This window comes from Mesorhizobium sp. L103C131B0, assembly GCF_000502275.1.
Classification (GTDB): Bacteria; Pseudomonadota; Alphaproteobacteria; order Rhizobiales; family Rhizobiaceae; genus Mesorhizobium.
Map to the genome: position 1 here is coordinate 487,145 of NZ_AYXC01000005.1, position 25,693 is coordinate 512,837.

General features: G+C 63.6%; 32 protein-coding genes. 15 read left to right on the forward strand and 17 right to left on the reverse strand.

Translation table 11 applies throughout. The features are described from left to right. Nucleotides 1–79 precede the first annotated feature (79 nt). The 3 genes from X730_RS151520 to X730_RS151510 all read left to right on the forward strand — a co-directional run bounded on the left by X730_RS151520 (nucleotide 80) and on the right by X730_RS151510 (nucleotide 1,461). Nucleotides 80–490, forward strand: coding sequence for a VOC family protein (locus X730_RS151520; protein ID WP_023754264.1), 411 nt, complete (start codon nucleotides 80–82; stop codon nucleotides 488–490). Beyond that, complete coding sequence (locus tag X730_RS151515) at nucleotides 487–918, forward strand: EVE domain-containing protein (RefSeq protein WP_023714121.1); 432 nt, start codon at nucleotides 487–489, stop codon at nucleotides 916–918. The genes X730_RS151520 and X730_RS151515 overlap by 4 nt, the downstream gene beginning before the upstream one ends. A gap of 120 nt (nucleotides 919–1,038) precedes the next feature. Further along, a complete protein-coding gene (locus X730_RS151510; protein ID WP_023714120.1) occupies nucleotides 1,039–1,461 on the forward strand; it encodes a VOC family protein in 423 nt (140 codons plus the stop codon). Here X730_RS151510 and X730_RS151505 read toward each other — a convergent pair. The 4 genes from X730_RS151505 to sppA form a co-directional block, all read right to left on the reverse strand. Then, nucleotides 1,451–2,416, reverse strand: coding sequence for an ornithine cyclodeaminase family protein (locus tag X730_RS151505; protein WP_023826335.1), 966 nt, complete (start codon nucleotides 2,414–2,416; stop codon nucleotides 1,451–1,453). The two genes, X730_RS151510 and X730_RS151505, sit on opposite strands and share 11 nt — an antisense overlap. Before the next feature lie 31 nt (nucleotides 2,417–2,447). Beyond that, a complete protein-coding gene (locus X730_RS151500) occupies nucleotides 2,448–2,792 on the reverse strand; it encodes a lipopolysaccharide assembly protein LapA domain-containing protein (RefSeq protein ID WP_023698203.1) in 345 nt (114 codons plus the stop codon). Nucleotides 2,793–2,845: 53 nt separating this feature from the next. Then, nucleotides 2,846–3,130, reverse strand: coding sequence for an integration host factor subunit beta (locus tag X730_RS151495; RefSeq protein WP_006200394.1), 285 nt, complete (start codon nucleotides 3,128–3,130; stop codon nucleotides 2,846–2,848). Nucleotides 3,131–3,210: 80 nt separating this feature from the next. Beyond that, nucleotides 3,211–4,167, reverse strand: a complete 957-nt coding sequence (gene sppA / locus X730_RS151490) for a signal peptide peptidase SppA (RefSeq protein WP_023826336.1) — start codon at nucleotides 4,165–4,167, stop codon at nucleotides 3,211–3,213. A 295-nt stretch (nucleotides 4,168–4,462) separates the two neighbouring features. Between sppA and lptC the strand changes: the two genes are divergently transcribed. From lptC to ptsN, 6 genes are all read left to right on the forward strand, one after another. Next, complete coding sequence (lptC, locus tag X730_RS151485; protein ID WP_023826337.1) at nucleotides 4,463–5,176, forward strand: LPS export ABC transporter periplasmic protein LptC; 714 nt, start codon at nucleotides 4,463–4,465, stop codon at nucleotides 5,174–5,176. Continuing rightward, the gene (locus X730_RS151480) at nucleotides 5,163–5,747 is read left to right on the forward strand and encodes an LptA/OstA family protein (protein ID WP_023683069.1); all 585 of its coding nucleotides are present in this window, start codon (nucleotides 5,163–5,165) and stop codon (nucleotides 5,745–5,747) included. Before lptC ends, X730_RS151480 begins: the two co-directional genes overlap by 14 nt. Beyond that, complete coding sequence (gene lptB / locus X730_RS151475; protein WP_023669746.1) at nucleotides 5,744–6,562, forward strand: LPS export ABC transporter ATP-binding protein; 819 nt, start codon at nucleotides 5,744–5,746, stop codon at nucleotides 6,560–6,562. Before X730_RS151480 ends, lptB begins: the two co-directional genes overlap by 4 nt. 214 nt (nucleotides 6,563–6,776) lie before the next feature. Continuing rightward, on the forward strand, nucleotides 6,777–8,303 hold the full coding sequence (rpoN, locus tag X730_RS151470) for an RNA polymerase factor sigma-54 (protein ID WP_023826338.1): 1,527 nt from the start codon (nucleotides 6,777–6,779) through the stop codon (nucleotides 8,301–8,303). Nucleotides 8,304–8,700: 397 nt separating this feature from the next. Then, complete coding sequence (gene raiA, locus X730_RS151465) at nucleotides 8,701–9,285, forward strand: ribosome-associated translation inhibitor RaiA (RefSeq protein WP_023751408.1); 585 nt, start codon at nucleotides 8,701–8,703, stop codon at nucleotides 9,283–9,285. Nucleotides 9,286–9,393: 108 nt separating this feature from the next. Then, a complete protein-coding gene (ptsN, locus tag X730_RS151460) occupies nucleotides 9,394–9,858 on the forward strand; it encodes a PTS IIA-like nitrogen regulatory protein PtsN (protein ID WP_023669743.1) in 465 nt (154 codons plus the stop codon). 71 nt (nucleotides 9,859–9,929) lie between these two features. Here the strand turns inward: ptsN and X730_RS151455 are convergent, their stop codons facing one another. Beyond that, on the reverse strand, nucleotides 9,930–10,187 hold the full coding sequence (locus tag X730_RS151455; RefSeq protein ID WP_023683072.1) for a DUF1150 family protein: 258 nt from the start codon (nucleotides 10,185–10,187) through the stop codon (nucleotides 9,930–9,932). A gap of 64 nt (nucleotides 10,188–10,251) precedes the next feature. Further along, nucleotides 10,252–10,677 carry an Hsp20 family protein gene (locus X730_RS151450; RefSeq protein WP_023669741.1) on the reverse strand — a complete coding sequence of 142 codons (426 nt, stop codon included), beginning with the start codon at nucleotides 10,675–10,677 and terminating at the stop codon, nucleotides 10,252–10,254. 144 nt (nucleotides 10,678–10,821) lie between these two features. On the opposite strand from X730_RS151450, the gene X730_RS151445 reads away from it, so the two are divergent. Then, nucleotides 10,822–11,763 carry a nucleoside hydrolase gene (locus tag X730_RS151445; protein WP_023698210.1) on the forward strand — a complete coding sequence of 314 codons (942 nt, stop codon included), beginning with the start codon at nucleotides 10,822–10,824 and terminating at the stop codon, nucleotides 11,761–11,763. Nucleotides 11,764–11,972: 209 nt separating this feature from the next. Here the strand turns inward: X730_RS151445 and X730_RS151440 are convergent, their stop codons facing one another. From X730_RS151440 to X730_RS151420, 5 genes are all read right to left on the reverse strand, one after another. Then, nucleotides 11,973–12,245 carry a hypothetical protein gene (locus tag X730_RS151440; RefSeq protein WP_245261353.1) on the reverse strand — a complete coding sequence of 91 codons (273 nt, stop codon included), beginning with the start codon at nucleotides 12,243–12,245 and terminating at the stop codon, nucleotides 11,973–11,975. Between the two features lie 148 nt (nucleotides 12,246–12,393). Continuing rightward, complete coding sequence (locus X730_RS151435; protein ID WP_023826339.1) at nucleotides 12,394–13,008, reverse strand: LysE family translocator; 615 nt, start codon at nucleotides 13,006–13,008, stop codon at nucleotides 12,394–12,396. 97 nt (nucleotides 13,009–13,105) lie between these two features. Next, nucleotides 13,106–14,566, reverse strand: coding sequence for an amidase (locus X730_RS151430; protein WP_031196903.1), 1,461 nt, complete (start codon nucleotides 14,564–14,566; stop codon nucleotides 13,106–13,108). Next, on the reverse strand, nucleotides 14,563–15,471 hold the full coding sequence (locus tag X730_RS151425) for a ribokinase (RefSeq protein ID WP_023826340.1): 909 nt from the start codon (nucleotides 15,469–15,471) through the stop codon (nucleotides 14,563–14,565). The genes X730_RS151430 and X730_RS151425 overlap by 4 nt, the downstream gene beginning before the upstream one ends. A gap of 139 nt (nucleotides 15,472–15,610) precedes the next feature. Beyond that, nucleotides 15,611–16,516, reverse strand: a complete 906-nt coding sequence (locus X730_RS151420) for a methylated-DNA--[protein]-cysteine S-methyltransferase (RefSeq protein WP_031192912.1) — start codon at nucleotides 16,514–16,516, stop codon at nucleotides 15,611–15,613. Nucleotides 16,517–16,631: 115 nt separating this feature from the next. Here X730_RS151420 and X730_RS151415 point away from each other — a divergent pair, with 115 nt between their 5' ends. Beyond that, the gene (locus X730_RS151415; protein WP_023683077.1) at nucleotides 16,632–17,447 is read left to right on the forward strand and encodes a class I SAM-dependent methyltransferase; all 816 of its coding nucleotides are present in this window, start codon (nucleotides 16,632–16,634) and stop codon (nucleotides 17,445–17,447) included. Nucleotides 17,448–17,457: 10 nt separating this feature from the next. On the opposite strand, the gene X730_RS151410 is transcribed toward X730_RS151415, so the two are convergent. Continuing rightward, complete coding sequence (locus tag X730_RS151410) at nucleotides 17,458–17,952, reverse strand: DUF2244 domain-containing protein (protein WP_023826341.1); 495 nt, start codon at nucleotides 17,950–17,952, stop codon at nucleotides 17,458–17,460. Nucleotides 17,953–17,974: 22 nt separating this feature from the next. On the opposite strand from X730_RS151410, the gene nth reads away from it, so the two are divergent. Beyond that, entirely contained in the window at nucleotides 17,975–18,808 is an 834-nt protein-coding gene (nth, locus tag X730_RS151405; RefSeq protein ID WP_023700092.1) for an endonuclease III, read from the forward strand. Here the strand turns inward: nth and X730_RS151400 are convergent. From X730_RS151400 to X730_RS151385, 4 genes are all read right to left on the reverse strand, one after another. Next, a complete protein-coding gene (locus X730_RS151400) occupies nucleotides 18,768–20,276 on the reverse strand; it encodes a tripartite tricarboxylate transporter permease (protein WP_023826342.1) in 1,509 nt (502 codons plus the stop codon). The genes nth and X730_RS151400 overlap by 41 nt on opposite strands. 9 nt (nucleotides 20,277–20,285) lie before the next feature. After that, nucleotides 20,286–20,759, reverse strand: a complete 474-nt coding sequence (locus X730_RS151395) for a tripartite tricarboxylate transporter TctB family protein (protein WP_023683080.1) — start codon at nucleotides 20,757–20,759, stop codon at nucleotides 20,286–20,288. A 98-nt stretch (nucleotides 20,760–20,857) separates the two neighbouring features. After that, nucleotides 20,858–21,835 carry a tripartite tricarboxylate transporter substrate-binding protein gene (locus tag X730_RS151390; RefSeq protein ID WP_023683081.1) on the reverse strand — a complete coding sequence of 326 codons (978 nt, stop codon included), beginning with the start codon at nucleotides 21,833–21,835 and terminating at the stop codon, nucleotides 20,858–20,860. Nucleotides 21,836–22,013: 178 nt separating this feature from the next. Further along, entirely contained in the window at nucleotides 22,014–22,469 is a 456-nt protein-coding gene (locus tag X730_RS151385) for a DUF2214 family protein (protein WP_023669727.1), read from the reverse strand. Nucleotides 22,470–22,610: 141 nt separating this feature from the next. Here X730_RS151385 and X730_RS151380 point away from each other — a divergent pair, with 141 nt between their 5' ends. The 3 genes from X730_RS151380 to X730_RS151370 all read left to right on the forward strand — a co-directional run bounded on the left by X730_RS151380 (nucleotide 22,611) and on the right by X730_RS151370 (nucleotide 24,744). Next, the gene (locus X730_RS151380) at nucleotides 22,611–22,841 is read left to right on the forward strand and encodes a YdeI/OmpD-associated family protein (protein ID WP_023669726.1); all 231 of its coding nucleotides are present in this window, start codon (nucleotides 22,611–22,613) and stop codon (nucleotides 22,839–22,841) included. A 142-nt stretch (nucleotides 22,842–22,983) separates the two neighbouring features. Continuing rightward, nucleotides 22,984–23,523 carry a GNAT family N-acetyltransferase gene (locus X730_RS151375; protein WP_023726468.1) on the forward strand — a complete coding sequence of 180 codons (540 nt, stop codon included), beginning with the start codon at nucleotides 22,984–22,986 and terminating at the stop codon, nucleotides 23,521–23,523. A gap of 120 nt (nucleotides 23,524–23,643) precedes the next feature. Next, nucleotides 23,644–24,744, forward strand: coding sequence for an OmpA family protein (locus X730_RS151370; RefSeq protein ID WP_023737547.1), 1,101 nt, complete (start codon nucleotides 23,644–23,646; stop codon nucleotides 24,742–24,744). Here the strand turns inward: X730_RS151370 and X730_RS151365 are convergent. Then, nucleotides 24,731–25,504 (reverse strand): IclR family transcriptional regulator, encoded by a 774-nt coding sequence (locus tag X730_RS151365; protein ID WP_023826343.1) that lies wholly within the window; start codon nucleotides 25,502–25,504, stop codon nucleotides 24,731–24,733. The two genes, X730_RS151370 and X730_RS151365, sit on opposite strands and share 14 nt — an antisense overlap. Nucleotides 25,505–25,693 lie beyond the last annotated feature (189 nt).

Sequence of the window (25,693 nt, forward strand, 5' to 3'; positions counted from 1 at the left end):
CGCCCTCGCAAGCCGCTGCTGCCAGAATCTGACAGTGGGGTCACCTATGCTCCTCCAATCGAAACCCTGGAGAGCAGACATGAACACCCCCAATTTCGTCATCCTTTATGTCGACAGCCCGGAACGGAGCGGCGCCTTCTACGGTGCGCTGCTGGGACGCCAGCCGGTGGAGACGTCGCCGACCTTCGTGCTGTTCGTGCTCGACAATGGCTTCAAGCTCGGCCTGTGGTCGCGCCACACGGTGGAGCCGGCGGCCGCAGCCGCGGGCGGCGGTGCGGAGCTCGTCGTCGCGTTGGACCGGCCTGATGCGGTGGACGCCGCTTACACGGACTGGGCAGGACGCGGCTTGACCATTCTGCAGACGCCGACCGACATGGACTTCGGCCGCACCTTCGTTGCGCTCGATCCCGACGAGCACCGGCTGCGCGTCTACTGGCTGAACGACGGAGAACAGGCCAATGGGGAACAGGCCAATGGAGAACAGAAATGAGTGCCCACTGGATCGCGGTCGCTTCCGCCGAACATGTCCGGCGCGGCCGCGAGGCCGGCTTCATGCAGGTCAACCACGGCAAGGCGGCACCTTTGCGCCGCATCAAGCCCGGCGACGGCATCATCTACTACTCGCCGACCACAATTCTGCGCGAGAAGGACGGCCTGCAGGCTTTCACGGCAATCGGCACCGTGCGCGAAGGCGAGCCTTACCAGGGCGACATGGGCGGTGGCTTCACGCCGTTCCGCAGGGATGTCGAATGGGCCAAGGCCGAGGAGGCGCCGATCAAGCCGCTGCTCGAGCAGCTCGACTTCACCGCGGGCAAATCGAACTGGGGTTATCAACTGCGCTTTGGCCTGTTCGAAATTACGGCGCATGATTTCGCGCTGATCGCCGAGGCGATGGGCGCTGCCATGAAGGCAGGCTGAAGCATCCAGCCGCCGGATCGGCAAGGCACCGTGACAAGGCTGCTGACACCAAGTTGTCAGCAGCCTTGTGCGACAAGCGATTGTCTTCAGATAGCGTCGCGCTTGCCCCAGGAGAATAAGATGGACTTCGTCTCGATCCGCATCATTACCGATCAGATCAAGCCCTTGGTGGCATTCTACGACACGATCACCGGGCTTACCGCAACCTGGTTCACAGACGATTTCGCCGAACTGGCAACGCCGTCCTGCACACTGGCGATCGGCAGCACCCGCACGCTGGCCCTGTTCGGAACTGATGTGGCGCAGCCGGCCGCCAATCGCTCAGCGATCATCGAGTTTCGCGTCGCCGATGTTGATGCTGAGTACAGCAGGCTGGCGAAAATTATCGGCGATTTCGTACAGACGCCGACGACGATGCCATGGGGTAACCGGTCGCTGCTGCTGCGCGATCCCGATGGCAATCTGGTGAACTTCTTCACCCCGGTCAGCGCGGAAGCGATCAGGAAGTTCGATCGCAGAACCGGCGCAGACGCTACTGCTTGAGCGCGTTGTAGACGGCAATGCCGGCGGCAAGGTCCTCAAGCGCGGCGCCGACCGACTTGAACAGCGTGACCTCAGTGGGGCTCTGCCGGCCCTGTTTTTCCCCGCGCGCCAGCTCATTCAGATCGGCGACGATGGCTTCCGGCTTCAGCACGCCGGAGGCGAGCGGCTGGACGATGTCGCCGGCTTCCTTGGTGGCGCCGGCGCGGGTGTCGACATAGACGCGGGCGCGCGCGATCGCGTCGTCGTCGCTCTCGCGCATGGTCGGCGTGAAGCCGCCGACCAGATCGACATGCGCGCCCGGCTTGAGCAGCGCACCCTTGACCAGCGGCGTCGTCGTGATCGTCGCCGATGAGACGATGTCGGCCTCGGCGAGTTCGGCGTCGAGATCGCTTGCGGCCTCGGCGTTGAAACCGTCCGCGCGCAAATCAGCCGCGACCTTTTCGGCATTGGCGGGCGTGCGGTTCCAGATGCGGATGGTCTTGATCGGCCGCACCGCGGAGTGCGCCTTGGCGAGGAACGGCGACAGCGCGCCGGCGCCGACCACCAGAAGCCGCGATGCGTCCTCGCGGGCGAGATAGGAGGCCGCCACCGCCGAGGCGCAAGCGGTGCGCCACTGTGTCAGCCGTTGGCCGTCGATCAGCGCTTCGGGCTCGCCGGTGGCGCCGTTGAGCAGGAGGTAGAGCCCCATTACCGCCGGTTTGCCGATGGCGTTGTTGTCGGGCGATACGGTGACGATCTTGACGCCGATATGACCCCCGACCGACGTGCCGGCCGCATGGAAGTCGGTCCACGCCGGCATCAAAAGCAGCGTGGATGTGGCACCGTCGGGCCGCTCGACCCCGTGATGATGGCGGACGGGTTGCACAGCACCCTCGCGGAAGGCCGCGCGCAATGTCTCGACCAGCCCGGGAAAGGTCAGCGCCTGGTCGACAGCGTCGGCCGAAATGGTCAGCATGCAAAACTCCGCGAAGATAAAAGCGCCGGCTTCAGGCCGTTGGCTTCGGCAGCGCCGGCCCCTGGCCCGAGCCTTGCGGTGCGGCGGGTACCCTGCTGACCGCCTGGCGCAAATTCTCGGCCTCGACGCCGCGCTGGCGCGCCAGCTTGCGGTAGCGGCCCTGCTTGACCCAGGTCGCCAGGCTGCCGACGACCATGCCGATGGCGAGCGCCACGAACAGGAAGATGAACAGCGGCAAGGTCAGCGTCAGTTTCGGATTGCCGGGGTTGAACGGGTCGAGCGTGAAGGCGACCAGCTCGCGGTTGGCGACGGCCAGCGCAATCAGGATGACGGCGAGCGGCACGAAGACCACGATAAGTATGAAGCGGTTCAACATAGAAATTCCCTGGAGAAGGCAGGCCTTGATAACGCCGGCGCGTTGGTCCGCGCCTACTTGCCGCCATTCAGCCTTTCACGCAATTCCTTTCCGGTCTTGAAGAACGGCACCCACTTCTCCTCGACCTCGACGGATTCGCCGGTGCGCGGGTTGCGGCCGGTGCGGGCAGGGCGATTCTTCACCGAAAAAGCGCCGAAGCCACGCAACTCGACCCGATTGCCTTCCGCCAGGGCATCGGTGATCTCGTCGAAGATCGCTCCCACGATGTTTTCGACGTCGCGGAGGAAAAGATGCGGGTTGCGGGTGGCAATGATCTGCACAAGCTCGGATTTGATCATCAGAAAGGTCCCCGTGAAAGCGCTGCGGTCAAATTATCAGGATGATTTTATTTGCTTTTTTACTCGCCCCAACCGGCAGATCAAGGGTGCCAGACGGAAACGAGACCGTCAAGAAACAAGCGATCGGCGCCAATTTCGTGAAGCACGTTGCTGCCGGCCTCCGACAGGCCGAGCGCGCTGCCGACGCTGCGCGCTATTGCTTTCGAGAACAGGAAGCCGCCACGCCGCTCGGTGTCCTTCCATTCCACCACCTTGAGCTTGGCGTCGACACCCTTGGTCGCCAGCCAGTCGATCGCCACGCTCTCGCCGCCGACAGCGTCGATCAGACCGTTGGCAAGGCCCTGGCGGCCGGTGAAGATCGAGCCGTCGGCAAGGGCCAGTGCCTGATCGCGGGTCATTTTGCGGCGCTCGGCGACGATGCCGACGAACCAGTCATAGCTGTCGAGGATGAGCTTGCGGACCATGGCTCGCTCGTCTTCATTGGTCGGCTTGAAGGGCGAGGGCGATGCCTTCAGCGGCGAGGATTTCACTTCCTCGAGCTTGATGCCGACCTTGTCCATCAGACCGCTGACATCGGGATACTGGATGAGCACACCGATCGAGCCGACGATCGACGTCTTGCGGGCAACGATATGGTCGCTGGCACTGGCGATCATGTAGCCGGCCGATGCGGCCAGCGTGCCGACCTCGGCCACCACCGGCTTGTCGGCGGCAAGCTTGCGCACCTCCTCGTAGATAGATTCGCCGCCGACCGTGGTGCCGCCGGGCGAATCGATCGCCAGGATGACGCCCTTGACCTGCGGGGATGTGCGGATGGTTTCCAGCCGCTTGATCAGTTCCTCGTCCTCGGTGATGGTGCCTTCGATCCTGACCTTGGCGATGTGGTCGACGGAAGAACCGCCGAGGTCGCCCCCATAGAACCAGCTTGCAAGCGCAATCACCCCAAGGGCCACGATGGCAATGGCGGCGCCGCGCCAGAAGGTCAGCTTGCGCCGCAAGCGGCGGCGGTCGATCAGGTCGTCGGCTCTCAGTGCCATGGTCTGCCTCACAGTCGGTGGGAAGCGATGCTTTTAAAGCAAGCGTCCGCGCCCGGCTACCTCTTCCTCAAGAGCCTGCGACGAAGCGACCTTCACGACGGAGGCATTTCAGGAAAAAATGACGCGGCGCGTTCGTTTCTGCTATGAAGTGACGAAATTGTGTCGCCTGAGTTCCGTCTGTGAAACAGCGGCCGTCACATTTTTGCGGTTTTCCTCCGCTTGTGCTTGCTTGCGGGGGCCGGCAACCCACCTATAGCAGGTGTTTTGGCGGACAAGGGTTTATTAGAAGTCAGTCATGCTTGCGCGATCGAACGAACCGACCAATGCCGATGCGGCCTTGGCGCCCCCGGCGCCAGCGGGTACGCGCGGCGACGCCTTCGACCGCGCCCAGCGCCACTCGCGCCGCGTGCGCGTGCTTAAGTTCGCCGTGCCGGTGCTTGCCGCCGGGATCGCGGTTGCGTTTCCGGTCTATTCCTATCTGGCGGCGCCGATCAACATTTCGATACAGGCAGACGGCACCGCTTTCGCGGATGGCAAGCTGGTGATGGCCAATCCGAAGCTCAACGGCTTCACCAAGGACAAGCTGCCCTATTCGCTGACGGCCTTGCGCGCCATCCAGGATGTCGGCAAGCAGGACATCATCGAACTCGAAGGCATCCATGCCAAATTGCCGCTGACGGCCGACAATGTGGCGACCGTCGACGCCAAGCGCGGGATCTACAACAGAAACGCCAACACGATGGACATGACCAGCGACGTTACCGTCACCACCACCGACGGCGTCGCTGCCATCTTCAAATCGGTCTTCCTCGATATGGGCAAAGGCTCTATGAAGACAGGTGATGCGGTCGATGTCAGCCGTAACGGCTCGCGGATCACCGCGGGTTCAATGTCGGTCGAAGACAATGGCAAGGTCATCGTTTTCGAGAACAAGGTAAGCGTTCACATCGATCCGGCCACTATGAAGGCGGCAGAGGCAAAGAGCGGAGAAACGAATGCGTCCCAGTAATTCGGCACGGCTTGTCGCCGCAGCTTCGGCCTTGCTGTTGCTGGGTATGGCGCCGTCGTGGGCTCAGTCCAGCGCCAGCAGCCAATCCGGGCTCAAACTGTCGGGCGACCAGCCGATCCAGATCGAGAGCGACAAACTTGAGGTCCGCCAGGCCGACAGCATGGCGCTGTTCAGCGGCAACGTCACCGTCACGCAAGGGCCGACGCTGCTCAAGGCCGGCAGCATGGAGGTCTACTACGTCAAGGACCCCAACGCCGCCAAAGGTGCTGCCGCCGGCGCTTCGGCGATGACCGGTTCGGCCAATATCGACCATCTGGTGGTCAAGAACAAAGTCTACATCAAGTCGAATGACCAGATCGCCACCGGCGACAACGCCACGTTCGACATGAAGACGCAGGTGCTTGTTCTGTCGGGCAAGGAGGTCGTCTTGTCCCAAGGACCCAACGTCCTCAAGGGCTGCAAGCTCACCGTGCAGATGAAAAGCGGCCTTGCTCAGGTCGATGGCTGCGGCGGGCGCGTCATCATGTCGATGACGCCGCCACCGAAATCCGAGGCCCCGAAGCCCGAATGACTGGCGTGTCTTCGCTGCTGACCCGCCTTCCGGGACGGGCGGCCAGTAAACTTGCAGCACCGGCCACAGTCACCGTTGATTCCTCGAAGTTCAAGGGCACCCTGATCGCCAAGGGTCTGACCAAGAGCTACAAGGGCCGCAAGGTGGTCAGCGGTGTCACCATCGGCGTGCGCGCCGGCGAGGCTGTCGGGCTGCTCGGGCCGAACGGCGCCGGCAAGACCACCTGTTTCTACATGGTCACCGGCCTGGTGCCGGTCGATGAGGGCACGATCGAGATCGACGGTTTCGACGTCACCTCGATGCCGATGTACCGCCGCGCCCGCCTCGGCATCGGCTATTTGCCGCAGGAAGCCTCGATCTTCCGCGGCCTGAATGTCGAGCAGAACATCCGCGCCGTGCTCGAAGTGGTTGAGAAGGACCGCAAGGTGCGCGAGCGCAATCTCGACGAACTGCTCGAGGAATTTCACATCAGCCATCTGCGGAAGTCGCCGTCCATGTCGCTGTCGGGTGGCGAGCGGCGGCGTCTTGAGATCGCCCGAGCTTTGGCGACGCGCCCGGCCTACATGCTGCTCGACGAGCCGTTCGCCGGCATCGACCCGATTGCCGTCGCCGACATCCAGCAGCTGGTTCGTCATCTAACGGCGCGCGGCATCGGCGTGCTGATTACCGACCACAATGTGCGCGAAACGCTCGGCCTCATCGACCGCGCCTACATCATCCATGCCGGCCAGGTGCTGACTCATGGCCGTGCCGACGAGGTGGTGGCGAACCCCGATGTGCGCCGGCTCTACCTCGGCGAAGGTTTCACGCTCTGAGCGTGAAATTTGTTTCCTGACGTGATTTTTGCCGCCCCGCCGGGCTTTTTTCTCCGATTTTGCGTGAGATAATGCTTCGGTAGGGGCCTTTTGCCGTCGTTCGCCTTGACAAGCAAAAGCCGGGCCAGTTTCTATGGAAGGTCGGAAAAATTCATTTTCCGGCAGCTTCTGATGTGTAGGCTTCCGGGTGCAGAAGGGCGTTTGAAACCGAACCATGGCGTTGGCGGCGAAACTACAGCTACGACAATCCCAGTCGCTGGTGATGACGCCGCAGCTGATGCAGTCGATCAGGCTGTTGCAGCTCACCCATGTCGAGCTCGACCACTTCATCGACGACGAGATCGAGCGCAATCCGCTGCTGGAGCGCGCCGAGCCCCAGGATGACGCCGCAAGCGACCAGGTGCAGAAGGGCGATGCCGCTCCTGAGCCTGCCGCCGATGGCGACTGGTTCGAAAACGAGACGGCGTGGAGCGCCGAAGCGATCTCCGACAAGCTCGACAGCTCGCTGGAAAATCTGTTCCCCGACGATCCCGGCACCAGCGAGCGGCTCGGTCCGGACCTGACGGCGCAGTGGAAGTCGGCCACCGGCAATAGTTCGTCCGGTTCTTCCGAAGGCTTCGACGTCGGCGACATGGCCGCCGCGGCGATCACGCTGCGCCAGCATGTCGGCGAGCAGATCGCGCTTGCCTTTGCCGATCCGGCCGCAAGGCTGATCGCAGCCGAACTGGCCGACGGCCTGGACGAGGCCGGCTATCTGCGCGCCGATCCCGCCGAGATCGCCAAACGGCTCGGCGCCGATCAGGCGGTGGTGGCCAAGGTGCTGGCAGCCTGCCACACATTCGAGCCGGTCGGCCTGTTTGCGCGCGACCTTGCCGAATGCCTGTCGCTGCAACTTGCCATGCGCGATCGTCTCGATCCGGCGATGAAAACGCTGATCGGCAACCTCGAACTCCTGGCGCGGCGCGATTTCCAGACGCTGAAGCGGCTTTGCGAGGTTGACGAGGAGGATCTTCTCGACATGCTGGCCGAAATCCGCGCGCTCGATCCGCGTCCGGGCACGGCATTTTCAGGCGGCGCCAGCGATGCCATCGTCGCCGATGTCGAAGTCCGTGCCGCCAATGACGGTAGCTGGACGGTCGAGCTCAATGCCGAGACGCTGCCGCGCGTGCTGGTCGATCACATCTATTTCGCCCAGGTCTCGCCGCATGCGAAGAATCAGGCGGAGAAGGATTTCCTGGCCGAATGCCTGCAGAATGCCAACTGGCTGACGCGGAGCCTCGACCAGCGGGCAAAGACGATCCTGAAAGTGGCGTCGGAAATCGTGCGCCAGCAGGACGCTTTTCTCGTCCATGGCGTGCGCCAGCTCAGGCCGCTCAACCTGCGCACGGTGGCCGATGCCATCGGCATGCATGAATCGACCGTCAGCCGGGTGACGGCCAACAAATACATGCTGACGCCGCGTGGCGTGTTCGAGCTGCGTTATTTCTTCACGGCTTCGATCGCGGCGTCGGGCGGCGGTGATGCGCATTCCTCGGAAGCGGTGCGCGACCGCATCAAGCAGCTGATCGACGAGGAAAAGCCCGCCGATGTGCTGTCCGATGACGCAATCGTCGATATGTTGAAGGAAAGCGGCGTCGATATTGCCCGGCGCACGGTGGCCAAGTACCGGGAGGGTATGAATATTCCCTCGTCGGTGCAGCGGCGGCGTGAAAAGCGCGCTCTGGCGAGCGCGGGGCGCTAGGTCTGCTTGCCCGGCAAGGCTTTTGCTATGGCTGGATTCCACAACTTTCCGACCTTAAAGCGCATCGCGCTGAAACGGATTCATACGACGCGCTTTAAGTCTTTGTTTTGATGCATGTCGTTGTCCCAGAACCGCAGCGCACTTCTGGGCGACATGCATTAATTGACAAGCTGCAATGAAGTGTCTAGAAGCCCGCCCGCATGAGACGGGCTCGCGGCCCGCATGCGGATGGTCCGTCACGATGAAGGCCACGGGACGGCCAAGAAGGCGGATTGTGATCAACCGGAAAGTTCGGATCTAAAATCGGCGCGAGTTGACGCCGCAAAGCTTGTGCGCACGGATCACGAGTATAAACTCTGGCCAGTTTGAAGCCTGAGCAAGGAAGGTCAGTTTTCAGATGAAATTGCGCATATCGGGTAAACACATGGATATCGGCGATGCGTTGCGTACGCGCATTACCGATCGTGTCGGCGAGGCGATTGGAAAATATTTCGATCGCGGTTTTTCAGGGCACGTCACGGTCATCAAATCGGGGTCGCGTTACTCGGCCGATTGCATGATCAGGCTGGATTCCGGCGCTTCGCTGCAGGCAACCGGCGATTCTCAGGATCCGACACTTGCCTTCGAGGCGGCCGCGGACCGCCTCGAAACCAGGCTGCGGCGCTACAAACGCCGTCTGAAATCGCACAATTCAGGCAATGGAAATGGCGAAATCACCGACATCGCCTATACGGTAATGGCGCCGCTGACCGATGACGATGAGGACATTCCGGAGGACTACGCCCCGGCCATCGTCGCCGAATCAACCATGACGCTGCAGACCATGTCGGTGGCGTCGGCGGTTATCGAACTCGACACCAAGGACAGCCCGGTTTTCGTATTCCGCAACGCCGGAAACGACCACCTCAACATCGTCTATCGGCGGCCGGACGGAAATATCGGCTGGATCGACCCGTCGACGACCAAAGTCGCACAGGCGTGACGACAACGACAATGGTCGCACAGGTGACGGCAATGGTCGCACAGGGATAATAGCCAGCCGCGCGAGGGGCGAGGACTGGCGACGGCAGGCGAATAAGGGATTTCAAATATGGATCTGAGCGATCTTCTCAACGTTCCGGCGATCTTGCCGGCGTTGAAGGCGAACTCCAAAAAGCAGCTTCTGCAGTTGCTGTCCGAGAGAGCGGCGGCGATTTCCGGCATTCCGGAGCGCGAAGTGTTCGACACCATCCTGCAGCGCGAACGGCTGGGCTCCACCGGCGTCGGCAACGGCATCGCCATTCCGCACGGCAAGCTCGCCGGGGTGAAGCGCATCGCCGGCGTCTTTGCCCGGCTGGAGACGCCGGTCGATTTCGAGGCCTTGGATGACCAGCCGGTCGATCTGGTGTTTTTGCTGCTGGCCCCGGAAGGCGCCGGCGCCGATCACCTCAAGGCACTGTCGCGCATCGCCAGGGTTTTGCGCGACGCCGACACGGTGGCCAAGATCAGAGGCACGCGCGACGCGGTCGCCATCCACGCACTGCTTTCGGACACGCAGGCCTCGCACGCCGCCTGAAGTTCTTCGGATTTAAGTCTTCCAGGGGCCGCCGAAGGCGGCCCTCTCCATTTCAACCGCCAGCAGTCGCCTTAGTGAATGGCGACAGTGGTCAGGTCGTTTTCCATGGCGCCGGCCAAAGCCCGGTCTTTCGCATCCGAAAGCAGGATCGGCTGGCCGTTGGCGGCAAACAGGGCCCACAGGACCATACCAGGCGCTATTTCGCCGAGGTTGGGGAAGCGCCCGAGCAGCTCGTCGCTCGAGACCTTGCGGAGATAAGCGACCGAGCCTTCGCCGAGATGGGCGAATTCGCCGCTGGTCATGGTGATGGTTTCGTCAGTTCTGGTCATTTCAAGCCTCCTTGGCGCGAGGACGCCGCTCAAGGCCATCCCGCATGAGAGCCATCGGTAAAGATCAGTCTTTCACCGATATATTTATTTTCCGTACCAGCCGTTCGGTATCCGGCCGATCGAGATCGATCGACAAAAGGCCGTTCTTCAGTTCCGCTGCGATCACCCGCATGCCGTCGGCCAGCACGAAACAGCGCTGGAACTGGCGCGCGGCGATGCCGCGATGGAGGAATTCGCGCTCGGTGTCGTCGGTTTGACGGCCGCGCACGACCAACTGGTTTTCCTCCGTGGTGACATCGAGATCGCTTTCGGCGAAACCCGCGACAGCCAGCGTAATGCGCAGCCTTTCGGCCTTGCCGTCAGCACCGCTGAGGCGCTCGATGTTGTAGGGAGGATAACTGTCACCGGATTTCGCCAGTCGTTCCAGGGTCTTTTCCATGGCATCGAAACCAAGAAGAAGCGGGCTGGAGAAGGGCGTCATTCGGCTCATGTTACACTGTCCTCTTTGGAGCGACATAAACTGGAAAAACCCGGATGGCATTTTTCCCGATGGTCTTGATATGGTCCGCGCTGCGGCCAAGTTCAAGCCGCCGAACACCCCCGCCAAAAAGACTCCCCCGCATAAGGAAATGAAATGCCCCAGACCCGCAAGATCATCATCGACACGGATCCCGGCCAGGACGATGCCGTCGCCATATTGCTGGCGCTCGGCAGCGCCGAGCTGGAGATCGTCGGCATCTCTGCTGTTGCCGGCAACGTGCCGCTGAAATTGACCGAAAAGAACGCCAGGAAAATCTGCGAACTGGCCGGCCGGCCCGACATCAAGGTCTATGCAGGCGCCATCCGCCCGTTGGCGCGCGAGCTGGTCACCGCCGAGGAAGTGCATGGCAAGACCGGCCTCAACGGCCCGCAACTGCCCGATCCGAAGATGAAGCTGCAGGGCCAGTATGCGGTCGACTTCATCGTCGAGACGCTGATGAAGGAAGAGGCCGGCACGATCACGCTGTGCGCGCTCGGCCCTCTCACCAATGTCGCGCTGGCGCTGATCCGTGAGCCGAAGATCGCGCCGCGCATCAAGGAAATCGTACTGATGGGCGGCGGTTTCTTCGAAGGCGGCAATGTCACGCCGACCGCAGAATTCAACATCTATGTCGATCCGCAAGCCGCCGACCTGGTGTTCAAATCCGGCATTCCGATCGTCATGATGCCGCTCGACGTCACCCACAAGGCGCTGACCACGGCCAAGCGCACGCAGGCCATCCGCCAGCTCGGCACCCGGGTCGGCACCGCGACGGCCGAGATGCTGGAGTTCTTCGAGCGCTTCGACGAGGAGAAATACGGCACCGATGGCGGCCCGCTGCACGACCCCTGCGTCATCGCGTATCTGTTGAAGCCGGAGCTGTTCAAGGGCCGCAACTGCAACGTCACCGTCGAAACCACCTCCGAACTCACCATGGGCATGACCGTGATCGACTGGTGGGGCGTGACCAAGCGGCCGAAGAACGCCATGGTGATGCGCGACATCGACCATGACGCCTTTTTCGCGCTTCTGGTGGAGCGGTTGGCTCGGCTTTAGCTCTGTCTTTCCTTTCTCCCCATTGTGGGTTCCGAAGGGACGGGGCGAGACAAGTGGCTCGCCCCCGGGCGGTGTCGCCGAAGGCGACGGATGTGGGGTGTTCCAGGGAACGCCCACGTCTCACTCCGCTGGAACACCCCTCATCCGTCTCGGCGCTATCGCGCCGATCCACCTTCTCCCACAGGGGAGAAGGAAGGCGCCGCCGCCGTTCACTTTGCAAATCGATAGAAGACCATTCCATTCTCGCGCGTGACGCGCTCCATGTTTGCCGTCGCGCCGATCAGATGCGGCCGGTCGTCATCGACAAGAATGGACGAACCGCTTTCGAGCGAAACCAGATAAAGGGTGTGGTCGTGGTCCGATTGGGCGCTTTTGACCGTTGCGTGGATTGGCTCGACTGACCGGATGGGGCTCGCATCATTCGTCCATTTGTAGAGCGCCGAAGGAACCATCATCGCGAACATGGCGACGATCAGGACCACGCCGGGCGCGTTCCTTTTCAAATCCCTATAAGTCCATGACATTTGAAAGAATCCCCAGCACAAAGTCATGTGGTGGCGTGGAGACTGACTTTCAATCAGCCTTCACGTACGGGCTCATTCTGCCGTTGGAAACGACCGTCCACGGTTGTTACTTCGCCTTCGAAAAAGCTAGCCACAGGCCGCCGCCGACCAGAAAGCTGCCGCTGATCCTGGACATCAGCTTGATGCGGCTGGCCGAGAGCAGGCGGCCGGCGCGGCTGGCGGCGAGAGCATAGGTGGAATCCGAGACGGCGGCGAAGATCATGGCGGTGAGGGCCATGACGACGATCTGCAGGGTGTAATTGCCCTGCGGGGCGATGAATTGCGGGAAGAAGGCGCCGAAGAACACCAGGGTCTTGGGGTTGCTGAGCGCCACCAGCAGACCCTGCAGGAAGAAGCCGCCACGCGGCTTTCTCGCCGTGCCGTCGGCGTTCAGCGTGCCCTTGGCGCGGAACATCTGCACGCCCATCCAGATCAGATAGGCGGCGCCGATCAGACGCACCCATTCGAACCAGTGGCCCATGCCCGCGATCAGCGTGTTGAGGCCGATGCCGACGATGGCGATCATGATGGCAAGCCCGGCCTGCGTGCCGGCGACATTGGCAAGCCCGGCGCGCGCGCCGTGGCGGATGCTGTTGGCGATGATCAGCGTGACAGTCGGACCGGGCACCAGGATGATGACGATGCAGGCAAGGACATAGGCGGCGTAGAGTTCCAGCGACATGGGGATTTCCTCGAGGATGCGCTTAGGCGGCTGGCTGCAATCAATGCATGGCGGCGGGGCTGGTGCAAGCCGGTCGCAGACCGTGCCGCCCCTCGCGTCAGGACGCCCCCACCTGCCAAGGCAGGGTCGCCTCATAGGCCGCTCCGGCCCTGAGCACGGCGAGGTCGCCGCGCGGCCGGCCGATCAGCTGCATGCCCAAGGGGCGGCCTTTGTCGTCGAAGCCGACGGGCACGTTGAGCGCCGGACAGCCGCCGAGCGTGGCGAAGGCCGAAACCTGCATCCAGCGATGATAGCTGTCCATCGTCCGTCCGGCGACCTCACTTGGCCAATGCGTGCCGACTTCGAAAGGAAAGACCTGCGCCGTCGGCAGCGCGATGAGATCGAAGTGCTCGAACAGCGACAGCAGCGTCCGGTGCCAGGAGGTGCGGATGACCGAGGCCGCGCGGATCTGCGGCGCCGTCAGCCGCATGGCGTTCTCCACCTCCCAGACGGCTTCCGGCTTCAGCAGGGCGCGCTTGTGCGGGTCGTCATAATGGACTTTCAGCGCCGAGCCGCTGCTCGCCTGCCGCAGCGTCACGAAGGCTTGCCACAGTGCCTCGAAATCGAAATCCGGCAGCAAGGGCTCGGTCAGGAAGGATGCCTCCGCGAAGCGGCCGAGTGCGGCCTCGCACAGATCGAGGATGCCAGGCTCCACCGGCAGGTGACCGCCGAGATCACCGAGCCAGCCGACGCGGCCGCCGCTTGCCGGCGTTGCCAGCCCTTCGAGGAATGAACCAGGCTTTTCCCAGGACAAGGGCGCATGCGGATGGTAGCCCGCCTGCACGTCGAGCAGCAGCGCCATGTCGCTGATGCTGCGGCCCATCGGCCCGTCTATGCCCATCTGGGCATGAAAGACTTCAAGATCCGGCCCGCCGGGGACAAGGCCCTGCGACGGGCGGAAGCCATAGACATTGTTCCACGCCGCCGGATTGCGCAGCGAGCCGCCGAAATCGCTGCCGTCGGCGACCGGAACCATGTCGAGCGCAAGGGCGACGGCTGCGCCGCCGCTCGAGCCGCCGGCGGTCAGCGCCGGATCGAACGCGTTCAGCGTCGGTCCGAAAACATTATTGTAGGTGTTGGATCCCAGCCCGAATTCGGGAACGTTGGTCTTGCCGATGATGATGCCGCCGGCCTTGCGGATGCGCTCGACGAAGAAATCATCCTCCTGCGGCACGAAATCGGCGAAGATCGGCGAGCCGAAACTGGTCCTCAAGCCGCGCGTCATGGCGAGGTCTTTTATCGCCATCGGCAGGCCAAACAGCGAGCCGGCCGGCCCGCCTTGCGCTAGATGCGCGTCCGCCGCGTCGGCCTCGCGCAGGATGTCGGAGCGCTCGCGCAACGAGACGATGGCATTGACCAGCGGGTTTACCGCGTCGATGCGGTCGAGGAATGCGGCGACCAACTCGCGCACGGACAGGCGGCGCAGCCGGATCGCCTCGGCCAGGTCGACAGCGGACATCCGGCAGATGTCGCCGGCGGGGGGCACGGCGTGCTTCGTTGCGGGGCGCAGGGCTGTCATCCGGCGTTGTTGCGCAGGGCGGTGTCCACATCCTCGGCCAGCGGGATGGCCGGCTGGGCGCCGGGCTTCAGGCAGGCGAGCGAGCCGGCGGCTGCGGCGCGGGTGAGAGCCTGCTCCAGCGGCAGGTTGGACGCCAGCCCGGCAGCGAGATAACCGCAAAAAGTATCGCCGGCCCCGACGGTGTCGACCGGGGTGATCTTCAGCGCCGGCACGGTCAGGAAATCGTCCGGTGTCGCCGCCAGCACGCCGTCGCCGCCGAGCGTGACGACGATGGTGCGGCCGGTCTTGCGGGCGAAGTCGCGCATGCGCGCCGGGCGGTCGCGGCCTTTCAGCGACAGCGCCTCGCCGTAAAGGTCGAATTCGGTTTCGTTGGCGACGGCGTAGTCGGCCTTGCCGAGCAACGCTGCCGCCTCGCTACGGAACGGCGCGGTGTTGAGCACGGTGACCGCGGCGGCGGCGCGTGCGGCGTCAAGCGCTGCATCGACAGTCTGCAACGGGATCTCGTGCTGCAGCAGGACGACGTCGCCCTTCGCAAGGAAAGCCTTGGCGAGATCGCCGGGCAGCACCGAATCATTGGCGCCCGGCACGACGGCGATGACATTCTCGCCATCGGCGCCGACGAGGATCAGCGCCGTGCCGGTGGAGGCGAAGCTCTGGCCGACGCCGGAGAGATCGACCTTGCCGGCCACCAGCAAAGCCAGCGCCTCAGTGGCGAAATTGTCCTTGCCGACGGCGCCGACCATGCGCACCTTGGCGCCGGCGCGCGCCGCAGCCAGCGCCTGGTTGGCGCCCTTGCCGCCGGGCGCGGTGGTGAAGCCGGAGCCGCGGACCGTCTCGCCCGGCGAAGGCAGGCGGTCGACATTGGCGATAAGGTCGAGGTTGATCGAGCCGACAACGATGATCAAGAAAGCCTCCTGCGGAATGCGCGGGAAGCTAACCTGTAAGCCGGCGGCTTGCCAGAGCGTGCGGATGTTTTGCGCCGGGAGCTCGCAAAGAAAAACACCGGCGAAGGGATTTCGCCGGTGTTGTTTGATGCGGGCAGCTTCAGGACGCGGTCTGGCCCGCTTCCCAACCGAGGATGGCGCGTTTGCGGGTCAGGCCCCAGTGGTAGCCGGTGAGTGCGCCGGACTTGCCCAGCGCCCGATGGCAAGGGACGACGAAGGACAATGGGTTGGCGCCGACCGCCGCCCCCACCGCCCGGCTGGCGTTTGGCGCGCCGATCCTGGAGGCGATCGAAGAATAAGTGCAGGCCTTGCCCATCGGGATCCTGAGCAGCGCGTCCCAGACGCGCAGCTGGAAGTCGGAGCCGATCATCACCACGCGCAGCGGCTGGTCGGCGCGCCACAATGTCGGATCGAAGATGCGCGCCGCATAGGGCTGGGTGGCGCTCATGTCCTCGACATAGGTGGCGTTCGGCCAGCGGCCCGACATGTCGGCGAAAGCCGCCCGCTCGCCGCCCGGATCGTTGAAGGCGAGCCCCGCAAGGCCACGGTCGGTGACCATGATCAGGGCGATGCCGAAGGGCGAGATGTGGTAGCCGTAGCGGATGGTCAGGCCAGCGCCGCGCGTCTTGTAGTCGCCCGGCGACATCGCCTCGTGGGTGACGAACAAATCGTGCAGCCGGCCGGGGCCGGACATGCCGAGTTCGAACGATGTTTCGAGGAGCGGCATGCCGGAATCGAGCAGTTTGCGGGCATGGTCGAGGGTGACCGCCTGCAGGAAGGCTTTTGGCGACAGGCCGGCCCAGCGGGTGAACAGCTTTTGCAGGCCCGTGGGTGTCTCGCCGACATCAGCGGCCAAGGCTTCCAGCGAGGGCTGGTCGCGATAGTCGAGGCTGATCTTCTCGATGGCGCGGCGCACGACCTCGTAGTCGCTGCCGTTGGGGGTGATGTCGTGCTGCAGGATCGCTGTCGGTTTCATCTGCGTATTCATGGTCATCTGGGCGTTCATGGCAATATCTCCTTGACCGCGAATATCGGTCTTTCCGCCCCTTGCAACCACCCGAAACTTGCCTTGTTGCCGCCTGTTCCCAGATAAATACTGGATTGCGCCCCGGGAGATGCCAATGGCCGGCGAAAGGGTGAATCTGAGCGGAGCAAGGGAGACCTTGCTGATGACGCTTTATGGCAAGGCACTGGAAAGCCGGCTGCCGCATTCGCTGCTCGGGGATCGCTTCGCCGACGAGGCCGTGCGCAAGATCGACTATGATTTCTCGCGCCTCAAGGTCGACACCAATCTCGGCATCGGCCTGGCGATCCGGGCCAAGACGTATGATGTCCGCGTTCAGGACTTCATCGCCAGAAATCCCGGCGCCATCGTGCTGCATCTCGGCTGCGGGCTCGATACGCGCATTTTCCGTGTCGATCCACCCGAAGGCGTGGAGTGGTTCGATGTCGATTTTCCGGATGTCATCGCGCTCCGGCGCAAGCTTTACCCGTCCCGGGACCACTACCACCTCGTCGGCTCTTCGGTAACCGACCCAGACTGGCTGGCAGAAGTGCCGCGCAATCGTCCGGCCGTCGTGGTGATGGAGGGGTTGACGCCTTATCTCCCGGTAGAGGAGGGGCCACGGCTGCTGTCCCGCCTTGTCGCGCATCTTGCCGGCGGCGAGCTGATGTTCGACGCCTACAGCCACTTCGGCCTGAAGATGCTGCGCCTCAATCCGACCATCAGGGCGACGGGCGCCGAGGTTCACTGGGCGATCGACGACCCGCAGGTACTGGAGCGTGCCGTTCCGAAGCTGCGCTTTGTCGATGACATCTCGGCCTACAGCGCCGAACGCACCGCGCACATGGGCTGGTCCGCGAAACTGTTCATCGGACTGTGGAGACACATTCCCGCATTGCGCAAGGTCGGCAGGATTTTACGCTACCGGTTCTAATGCGGCGGCTCTAGCGCGTCCTGGCTTTTGTCAGTGCCCGCGAAAAGGCCACAGCAAAACTCTCGCGGGAGTCTGGGTCCAGGAATGATCCGATCGGCACATTCTGTCCTTGTGCTTCCACCGTCATCCTGGTGATGCCGATCTCGGCATGGCGAGCGACGGAAAAGCGCGCCCAGAACGGGTTGAAGCGATGCGCTTCCGACTTTCCCGAGGGCGCCCTCTTGCGGATGTCGAGGCTGGTGCGCGACACCGACACTTCCTCGCGGGCACGGGCGGCGCGATAGTTGGCGCGGAAGGCGACGTAGACGGCGATGACGTCGAGGCCGAAGAAGCCGAACACCGGCCAGGCGCCGCGCGACAGGAAAAACGCCCCGGTCACCACCCAGCCGAACAGCAGCGCGCCCATCAGCACGGCAAAGCCGGTGCGGCCCAGCGAGCGGTGCGGTGTCAGCAGCGCCTGGAAGAATGGCTCGTCGGCCTGAAACGAGGCGTTTGTGTCGCTCATCCCAGGATATTATAGGAAGGGAATGGCCAGCCCCAAGTCCAAAAATCTTTCCCTATCCAAAAGTGAACTGCCGCCCGGGCGGTGCGACGGCTCGAATGCCAAGCCGCGACCGCGGCCGGTGCGGCTCCGTTCGCTCTACAGCGCCGCCGAGGTGCATGAGATCTTCCGGCGGTTTTCGGTGCAGCGGCCCGAGCCGAAGGGCGAGCTCGAGCACGTCAACGCCTTCACGCTGCTGGTGGCCGTGGTGCTGTCGGCGCAGGCGACCGATGCCGGCGTCAACAAGGCGACGCGGGCGTTGTTCAAGGTCGCCGACACACCTGAAAAGATGCTGGCGCTGGGCGGAGCCAGGGTCGGCGAGTACATCCGCACCATCGGACTCTGGCGCAACAAGGCCAAGAATGTCGTGGCGCTCTCGGAGGCGCTGATACGCGATTACGGCGGCGAGGTGCCCAGCGAGCGCGATGAGTTGGTCAAGCTGCCGGGGGTCGGGCGCAAGACCGCCAATGTCGTGCTCAACATGGCGTTCGGCCAGCACACGATGGCGGTCGACACCCATATTTTCCGCATCGGCAACCGCCTCGGCCTGGCGCCAGGCAAGACGCCCGAACAGGTCGAGCAAGGGCTGCTGCGGATCATCCCGGACGAGTATATGCGCCATGCGCATCACTGGCTGATCCTGCATGGCCGCTATGTCTGCAAGGCGCGCAAGCCCGATTGCCCGGCCTGCGTCATCGCCGATCTCTGCAAGGCCGAGGTGAAGACGACAGACGTGCCGGCGCCGCTCGTGGAAATCGCGGCGCCCGGCGTCCCGACAACTAGCTTTCCTCCACGAACACCTCTTCGCGCTTCTTCTTGACCGACGGCAGGAAGACGACGACGAGCACGGCCAGTGCGACGAGCAGCAGGCCGGCGCTGATCGGCCGCGTCACGAAGGTCGAGGGGTCGCCGCGCGACAGGATCATGGCGCGGCGCAGGTTTTCCTCGAGCAGCGGGCCGAGCACGAAGCCGAGCAGCAGGGGTGCGGGTTCGCAGCGCAGCTTGGTCAGGATGTAGCCGAGCAGGCCGAAGAAGGCGACTGCGTAGAGATCGAAGGCGTTGGTGTTGACGCTGTAAACGCCGATCGAGCAGAACGCCATGATGATCGGGAAGAGCACATAATAGGGGATCGTCAGCAGCTTCACCCACAGCCCGATCAGCGGCAGGTTCAGCACGATCAGCATCAGATTGCCGATCCACATCGAGGCGATGATGCCCCAGAACAGCGCCGGCTGCTCGATCGCGACATTGGGGCCGGGCACGATGCCCTGGATGATCATGGCGCCGATCATCAGCGCCATGACCGGATTGGCCGGAATGCCCAGCGTCAGCATCGGAATGAAGGAGGTCTGGGCGCCGGCATTGTTGGCCGATTCCGGTCCGGCGACGCCGGGGATGGCGCCCTTGCCGAACTCCTCCGGGTGTTTCGACACGCGCTTTTCGACCGTGTAGGAGGCAAAGGCCGCAAGCACCGCGCCGCCGCCGGGCAGGATGCCGAGCGCCGAACCGATGATCGTGCCGCGCACGATGGGCGCGGCCATCGCCTTGAAGTCGTCGCGGGTCGGCATCAGGCCGGAGACCTTTTTGATCATCACCGAGCGCTCGTGCTCGTTTTCGAGATTGCGCAGGATCTCGGCAACGCCGAAGACGCCGACCGCCACCGCGACGAAGTTCAGCCCGTCGGCATATTCGCGGATGCCGAGCGTGAAGCGCGGCGTGCCGGTGTAGATGTCGGTGCCGACAATGCCGAGCAGCAGGCCGAGCACGACCATCGCCAGCGCCTTGACGATCGAGCCGTGGGCGAGCGCGATGGACGAGACGAGGCCGACGATCATCAGCGAAAAATATTCGGCCGCGCCGAATTGCAGGGCTATTGCCGTCAGCGGCGGGGCAAAGACGGCGACGAGAAAGGTCGACACCGTGCCGGCGAAGAACGAGCCGATCGCGGCGATCGCCAGAGCCGCCCCGGCGCGACCGTTCCTGGCCATCTGGTAGCCGTCGATGGCGGTCACGGCCGAGGAGGATTCGCCGGGCATGTTGATGAGAATGGCGGTGGTCGAACCGCCATACTGGGCGCCGTAGTAGATGCCGGCCAGCATGATGAGGGACGAGACCGGGTCGCCGATCTGGAAGGTGATCGGCAGCAGCATGGCGATGGTTGCGGTGGCGCCGATGCCGGGCAGGACGCCGATCAGCGTGCCGAGCAGAACGCCGATGAGGCAAAAACCCAGATTGGCCGGCGTGGTGGCCGTCGAAAAGCCGAGTTCGAGGTTCCTGAGGAGGTCCATCTCAGCGCCTCACAATGCCAGCCATTGGGGCAACCAGGGGCCGAAGCGCTGGAATGGCAGCCCGAGCGCGTAGCTGAAGACCAGCACCGAAAACAGCGTCAGGCCGGCCGACAGCAGAAGTGCCGTCAGCGGCTTCATGCGGGCGCTGGCAAAAGAGGCGATCAACGCCGTCAGGAAGATCGACGGGACGAAGCCGAGGCCGCGCACGGTCATGCCGAAAAAGATCGGCGCCGGCAGGATGAACAGCATGCCGCGCCACGCAATGGGGCCGATCGGCTCGCCCTCGACGCGCACCGCCTGGACGAGGATGATGGCGCCGAGCACGATCAGCACGATCGCCAGCACCAGCGGGAAATAGCCCGGTCCCATGCGGAAGGCGGTGCCGATTTCGAGGCCGAGCGATTGTATCGCGAAAAAGGCGCCGAAAAAGATGAACAGCGCGGCGCACAGGCCGTTTGCCCTGTCGATGGCGAAAGGTTTCATGGCGGTCCTCCCCTGACCCTTGCAACGGGCTTGCCGTTGCAAATGTGAAAACGGACGTCGAAGCGAAAACGGGGCGCCGGCAGCGCCCCGTTCAAGCCTCAGTCGGCGTATTGGCCGGCGGCTTCGATGATCGGCTTCCAGCGCATGATCTCGCCTTCCAGCTTGGCCTTCAGCGCTGCCGGCGTCGCGTCGGCCTCGGACGACGGCTTGGTGCCGAGTTCGGCGAAGCGGGCGATGACGTTGGGGTCCTTCAGCGCGACCTGGAGCGATTTCGACAGTCGGCCGGTGATCTCGGCCGGCGTGCCCTTCGGCGCATAGAGGCCGTGCCAGATGCCGACCTGCACCGCGGGCAGGCCGGCTTCGATGGTCGTCGGCACGTCCTTCAGCACGTCGAGGCGCTCCGGCGTGGTGACGGCATAGGCCTTGATCGTGCCGCCCTGGATCTGCTTGGTGGTGTTGGTGGTCTGGTCGCACATAATGTCGACCTGGCCGCCGAGAAGGTCGGTCATGGCCGGACCGGTGCCCTTGTAGGGCACGGTGACCAGCGGCGTGCCGATGGCGCTCATGAACAGCATGCCGCACAGATGCGAGGCAGCGCCGATGCCGGCATTGGCGACGGTGATGGTGTCCTTGTTGGTCTTGGCGTATTCGACCAGCCCTTTCAGGTCGGCCGGCTCCAGGTCCTTGCGGGCGACGATGGCCATCGGCACCTCGGTGACGAGGCCGACATACTCGAAGGCGTTCAGCGTGTCGTAGGCGAGTTTTCTGTAGAGGGTCGCGCTGGTCGCCATGCCGATGTGATGGAGGAGCAGCGTGTAGCCATCCGGGTCGGCGTTGGCGACGCGGCCGGCGCCCAGCGTGCCGCCGGCGCCGCCGACATTTTCGACGATGATCTGCTGGCCGAGATCCTTCGACATGGCTTCGGCGACGAGCCGCGTAACCGTGTCGGTCGGACCGCCGGCCGCAAACGGCACGACGACGGTGATGGTGCGCTCGGGATAGGTCTGTGCGCTGGCGGTGAACGAATAAAGCGTGACGGCCGCGGCGGCGGCCAGGGCGGCTACAATTTTCCTCATCGTAATTCTCCTCCCAGGATATCAATCTCCGATCGCTGTGCAGGTCAGGCAGCGAGGGTGCAACAAAGGCAAGCTAACAGATTGTCGCCTGACGCAAACTGCAAAATACAGTCGTGCGCAACCATGGCGATCAGTGGGGAGTATGCCCGGAGGAGATGGGTTTGGTGTTGGCGTTGCTTCAATAATCGTAGCCGCGCGCCATCGCCGCCGCGAAGATCGGGATCAGCAGGAAGATGAAGGCTTCGGCGCGCACATAGGTCTTCACCGAGGCGAGTTCCGCAACCGGCACCTGAAAGCCGGGATTTGCACTGGCTTGCCGGTTCCAGGAGATGAAGCGGATGGTCGGGATGATCGACAGCAGGCCAACGATGCCGAATGCCGCCATCTTGGTCCAAAACACCCAGTTGTAGACATAGAACTCCCAGCCCTTCAGGCCGTAGACGACGCGGCCGATGCCGACGATGATGATCGACATCGCGAGGATGCCGTAGTGGCGGTCGATGCCGGCAAGCCGCTTCAGCGTGGCGGCGGAGAGGTCGCCGCGGATCAGGACAAATTCGGCGCCAATGATGCCGGCCAGCGAGAACACCAGCAGATGATGGAAAATGGCAAGCACGAGATCGGTGGTGTCCATGGCGTTCTCCTCCCATTGGCGGTATCGAGACCGGCCCTTGCCGGACCGGTTGCGAAAGGTAGCATCGTTCGGCAGAATTCCCAGAGGCGGATCTGGGTTGGACCATCGGCGTCGCCATCCTGACAGCTGGGGTTTTCTGAAATGACCGGACTGAAGCGCGCCCTGTACCCGATGCCGGACGACATCCGCATCGCCCTGACCGAAAAAGGACTGACAGCGGCCTACGAGGCGCGGCCGGACTACCAGAAGAACGATTATCTCGGCTGGGTCGCCCGCGCCAAACGCAGCGACACCAGGCAGAAGCGGCTCGACCAGATGCTGGACGAATTGCGGCGCGGTGGGCTCTACATGAAGATGGTCTGGCACGGCTGAAAGTAAGCCGACGCTGTTCGCTTCGACCGCCTGGTCGCGCCAGGCCGTTCGGAAGCTTCCCTGGCTGAATGATGATCCGGCTTGGCCCTTGTCCGGGCGCGCTGGTTTGCTAAGCGCTGACCGTCAACGGAGGCAGAGTTTCATGGGCAGTCCAAAAACAGCCGGCGTCCCGGTTCTCGAAACGGAACGGACCATCATGCGGGCGCACCGGATCGAAGACTTCGACAACTATGCTGTCATGTGGGCCGACCCCGTCACCACCCGTTTCATCGGCGGCAAGCCGCGGACGCGGGAGGAAAGCTGGATGCGGTTCCTGCGGCATGCCGGCCTGTGGTCGCTGCTCGGCTACGGCTTCTGGGCGGTCGAGGACAAGGCCAGCGGTCGCTTCATCGGCGAGGCCGGATTCCACGATCTGAAGCGCGACATCGAGCCGTCGCTCGAGGGCATTCCGGAAGCCGGCTGGGCGCTGGCGCCGCAAGCGCATGGCAAGGGTCTTGCCAGCGAAGTCGTCAGAAGGGCCCTGGCCTGGGGCGACGAAACCTTTGCCGGCGCGAGAACCGTCTGCATCATCGATCCGGAAAACACCGGCTCGTTGAACGTCGCGGCAAAGTGCGGCTACACCAAGGTCTTGGAAACCACTTATCACGATGGGCCGACGATCCTGCTCGAACGGCGGGTGTGAAGCGCTTCATCGACGCAATTTCCACGTTCTGCTAGGGTTGGCTATTCTAATCTAGCTACGCAATTCCTGTGGGAAAACCGCTCACACTTTTCCTGGAATTGCTCTTTGGGGGAGCCGACCATGCGTGCGATCAATGCGATACTTCTGAAGCTTTTCTGGGCGGGGCTGCTGCTCCTGGCGGCCGTGCAACTGGCGGGCGCCGATGCGACGGTGCCGACCGCCGACATCGAGGGCGGTGCCGACAATCATCTGGCCAAGCGCTATGAGGGGTCGTTCATCGTCTCCTACGAAAAATTCGCCTATACCGATTTTACAGTGCCGCTGTCGCCGCTGAAGCCGAGCGCCGATCCGGATGCCCGTGACACGATGAACAACCGTGTGTTCGCGCCGGACAAGAAGGCCGAGGTCGAAGGCGCGCTGACCCGCATCGCCTATGTGCTGCCGGCCGAGCGCTCCCCGCTCGAAGTGCTGCGCAACTATCAGGATGTGATCGCGGCCGCCGGCGGGGAAGTCCTGTTCGAATGCAAGAAGGAAGAGTGCGGCGGCGCCGCCGACCGGTCGTCGAGCGGTGGCGGCGGCGACATGAGCCTGATGATGTATTTCTTCCATGAAAGCGACGTCAAGGACGCGGCCTTTTCCAATGGCGCCTGTGCGGTAACCACCGGTATCAACGACCAGCGCTTCTTCGCCGCCAAGGTGCCGCAGGATGGCGGCGACGCCTATGTCACGGTTCAGGCCTATTCGCTGATCGACGACCTCTACTGCAAGGAACTCAACGGCCGCACCATCGCCGTCGTTCAGGTGCTGGAGCCCAAGGCGCGCGACAAGAAGATGGTGGTGGTCGAAGCGGCCAAGATGGCGGATTCGCTGTCGGCCACCGGCTCCATCTCGCTCTACGGCATCTTCTTCGACACCGACAAGGCCGACATCAAGCCGGAATCGGAACCGACGCTGAAGGAGATCTCGACGCTTCTGACCAACGAGCCCGGCATGGCGGTGATCGTCGTCGGTCATACCGACAACCAGGGCGCCTTCGACTACAATATCGATCTGTCGTCGCGGCGGGCGCAGTCGGTAAAGGCGGCGCTGGTCTCGAAATACGGCATCGATGGCGGCCGGCTGACCGCCGCCGGCGCCGGCATGATGGCGCCCGTCGCCAGCAATGATGACGAAACCGGCCGCGCCAAGAACCGCCGCGTGGTGCTGGTCAAGGCGAACTGAGGCCGATCACGGTTTCAGCGCCGGCTAGGCGCGCTGCCTGCTCCAGCATCGAGCCATCCTCGCCGAAGGCGCGGGTGGCGCGAGCGGCGGCCTCCAGCAGGTCCGGTGTCATGCGGCGCAGGAACGCCGTATCGACGCGTGTCGACGGGCCGGCGAGCGTCAAGGCGCCGAGCAGAACGCGGCCCGGTCCGAACACCGGCACCGAGACGCCCGCCGTCTCCGGGTCGCGGTCGCCGATCGACAGATAGTGGCAGGCCTTGCGGATGGTCTCGTAGGGTTCGCCCGGCTGGCCCGAAAACGCTGCCAGCACGCGGCCGCCAGAGCCGGCGAGCAACGGCAGCAGGTCACCTTCCCGGATCGTGTAGCGGATCGGGTGCTTGGACTCGACGCGGTAGAGACAGGTGCGGGCGTCGCCGGAGCGGACATAGAAGGCGACGCTTTCCCAACTCCGCTCGGCGAGATCACGCATGATCGGCAGCAGGATGTCGACCGCCACGACCGACCGCTGGTAAAGCGCGCCAAGCCTGAAGGTGGCAGGTCCGATGCGGTAGCGGCCATCGTCGAGCCGCTCCAGCAACTGCCCGCGCAGCAACGAGTTCGCCAGCCTCAAAATGGTGCTTTTGTAGAGCCCGGTGCGCGCCGCGATCTCGGCCAGGCTGAGCGAGCGGTCGGCGGTCGCGAACGCATCGAGAATGGCGATCGCACGGTCGAGTGCGGCGACGCCATCTACCTGTAAGGGCTGGGATCGCGCTTCGGTCATCTCATGAACAGTTTCATCCCAGTTTACCTGCTCGGACAAAGGCCGACCGAAGCGACTGTGCCGCACATCCATGGTTCTGTCTAGTAGAACAGCGTTCCTGTTGACAGAACGTACCGAAATCGGCATGAATTTTTGCCGAGCGGGTCTGTTTTCAGGCTACGTTTCTGGCAGGCACCGGAGGAGGTGTCG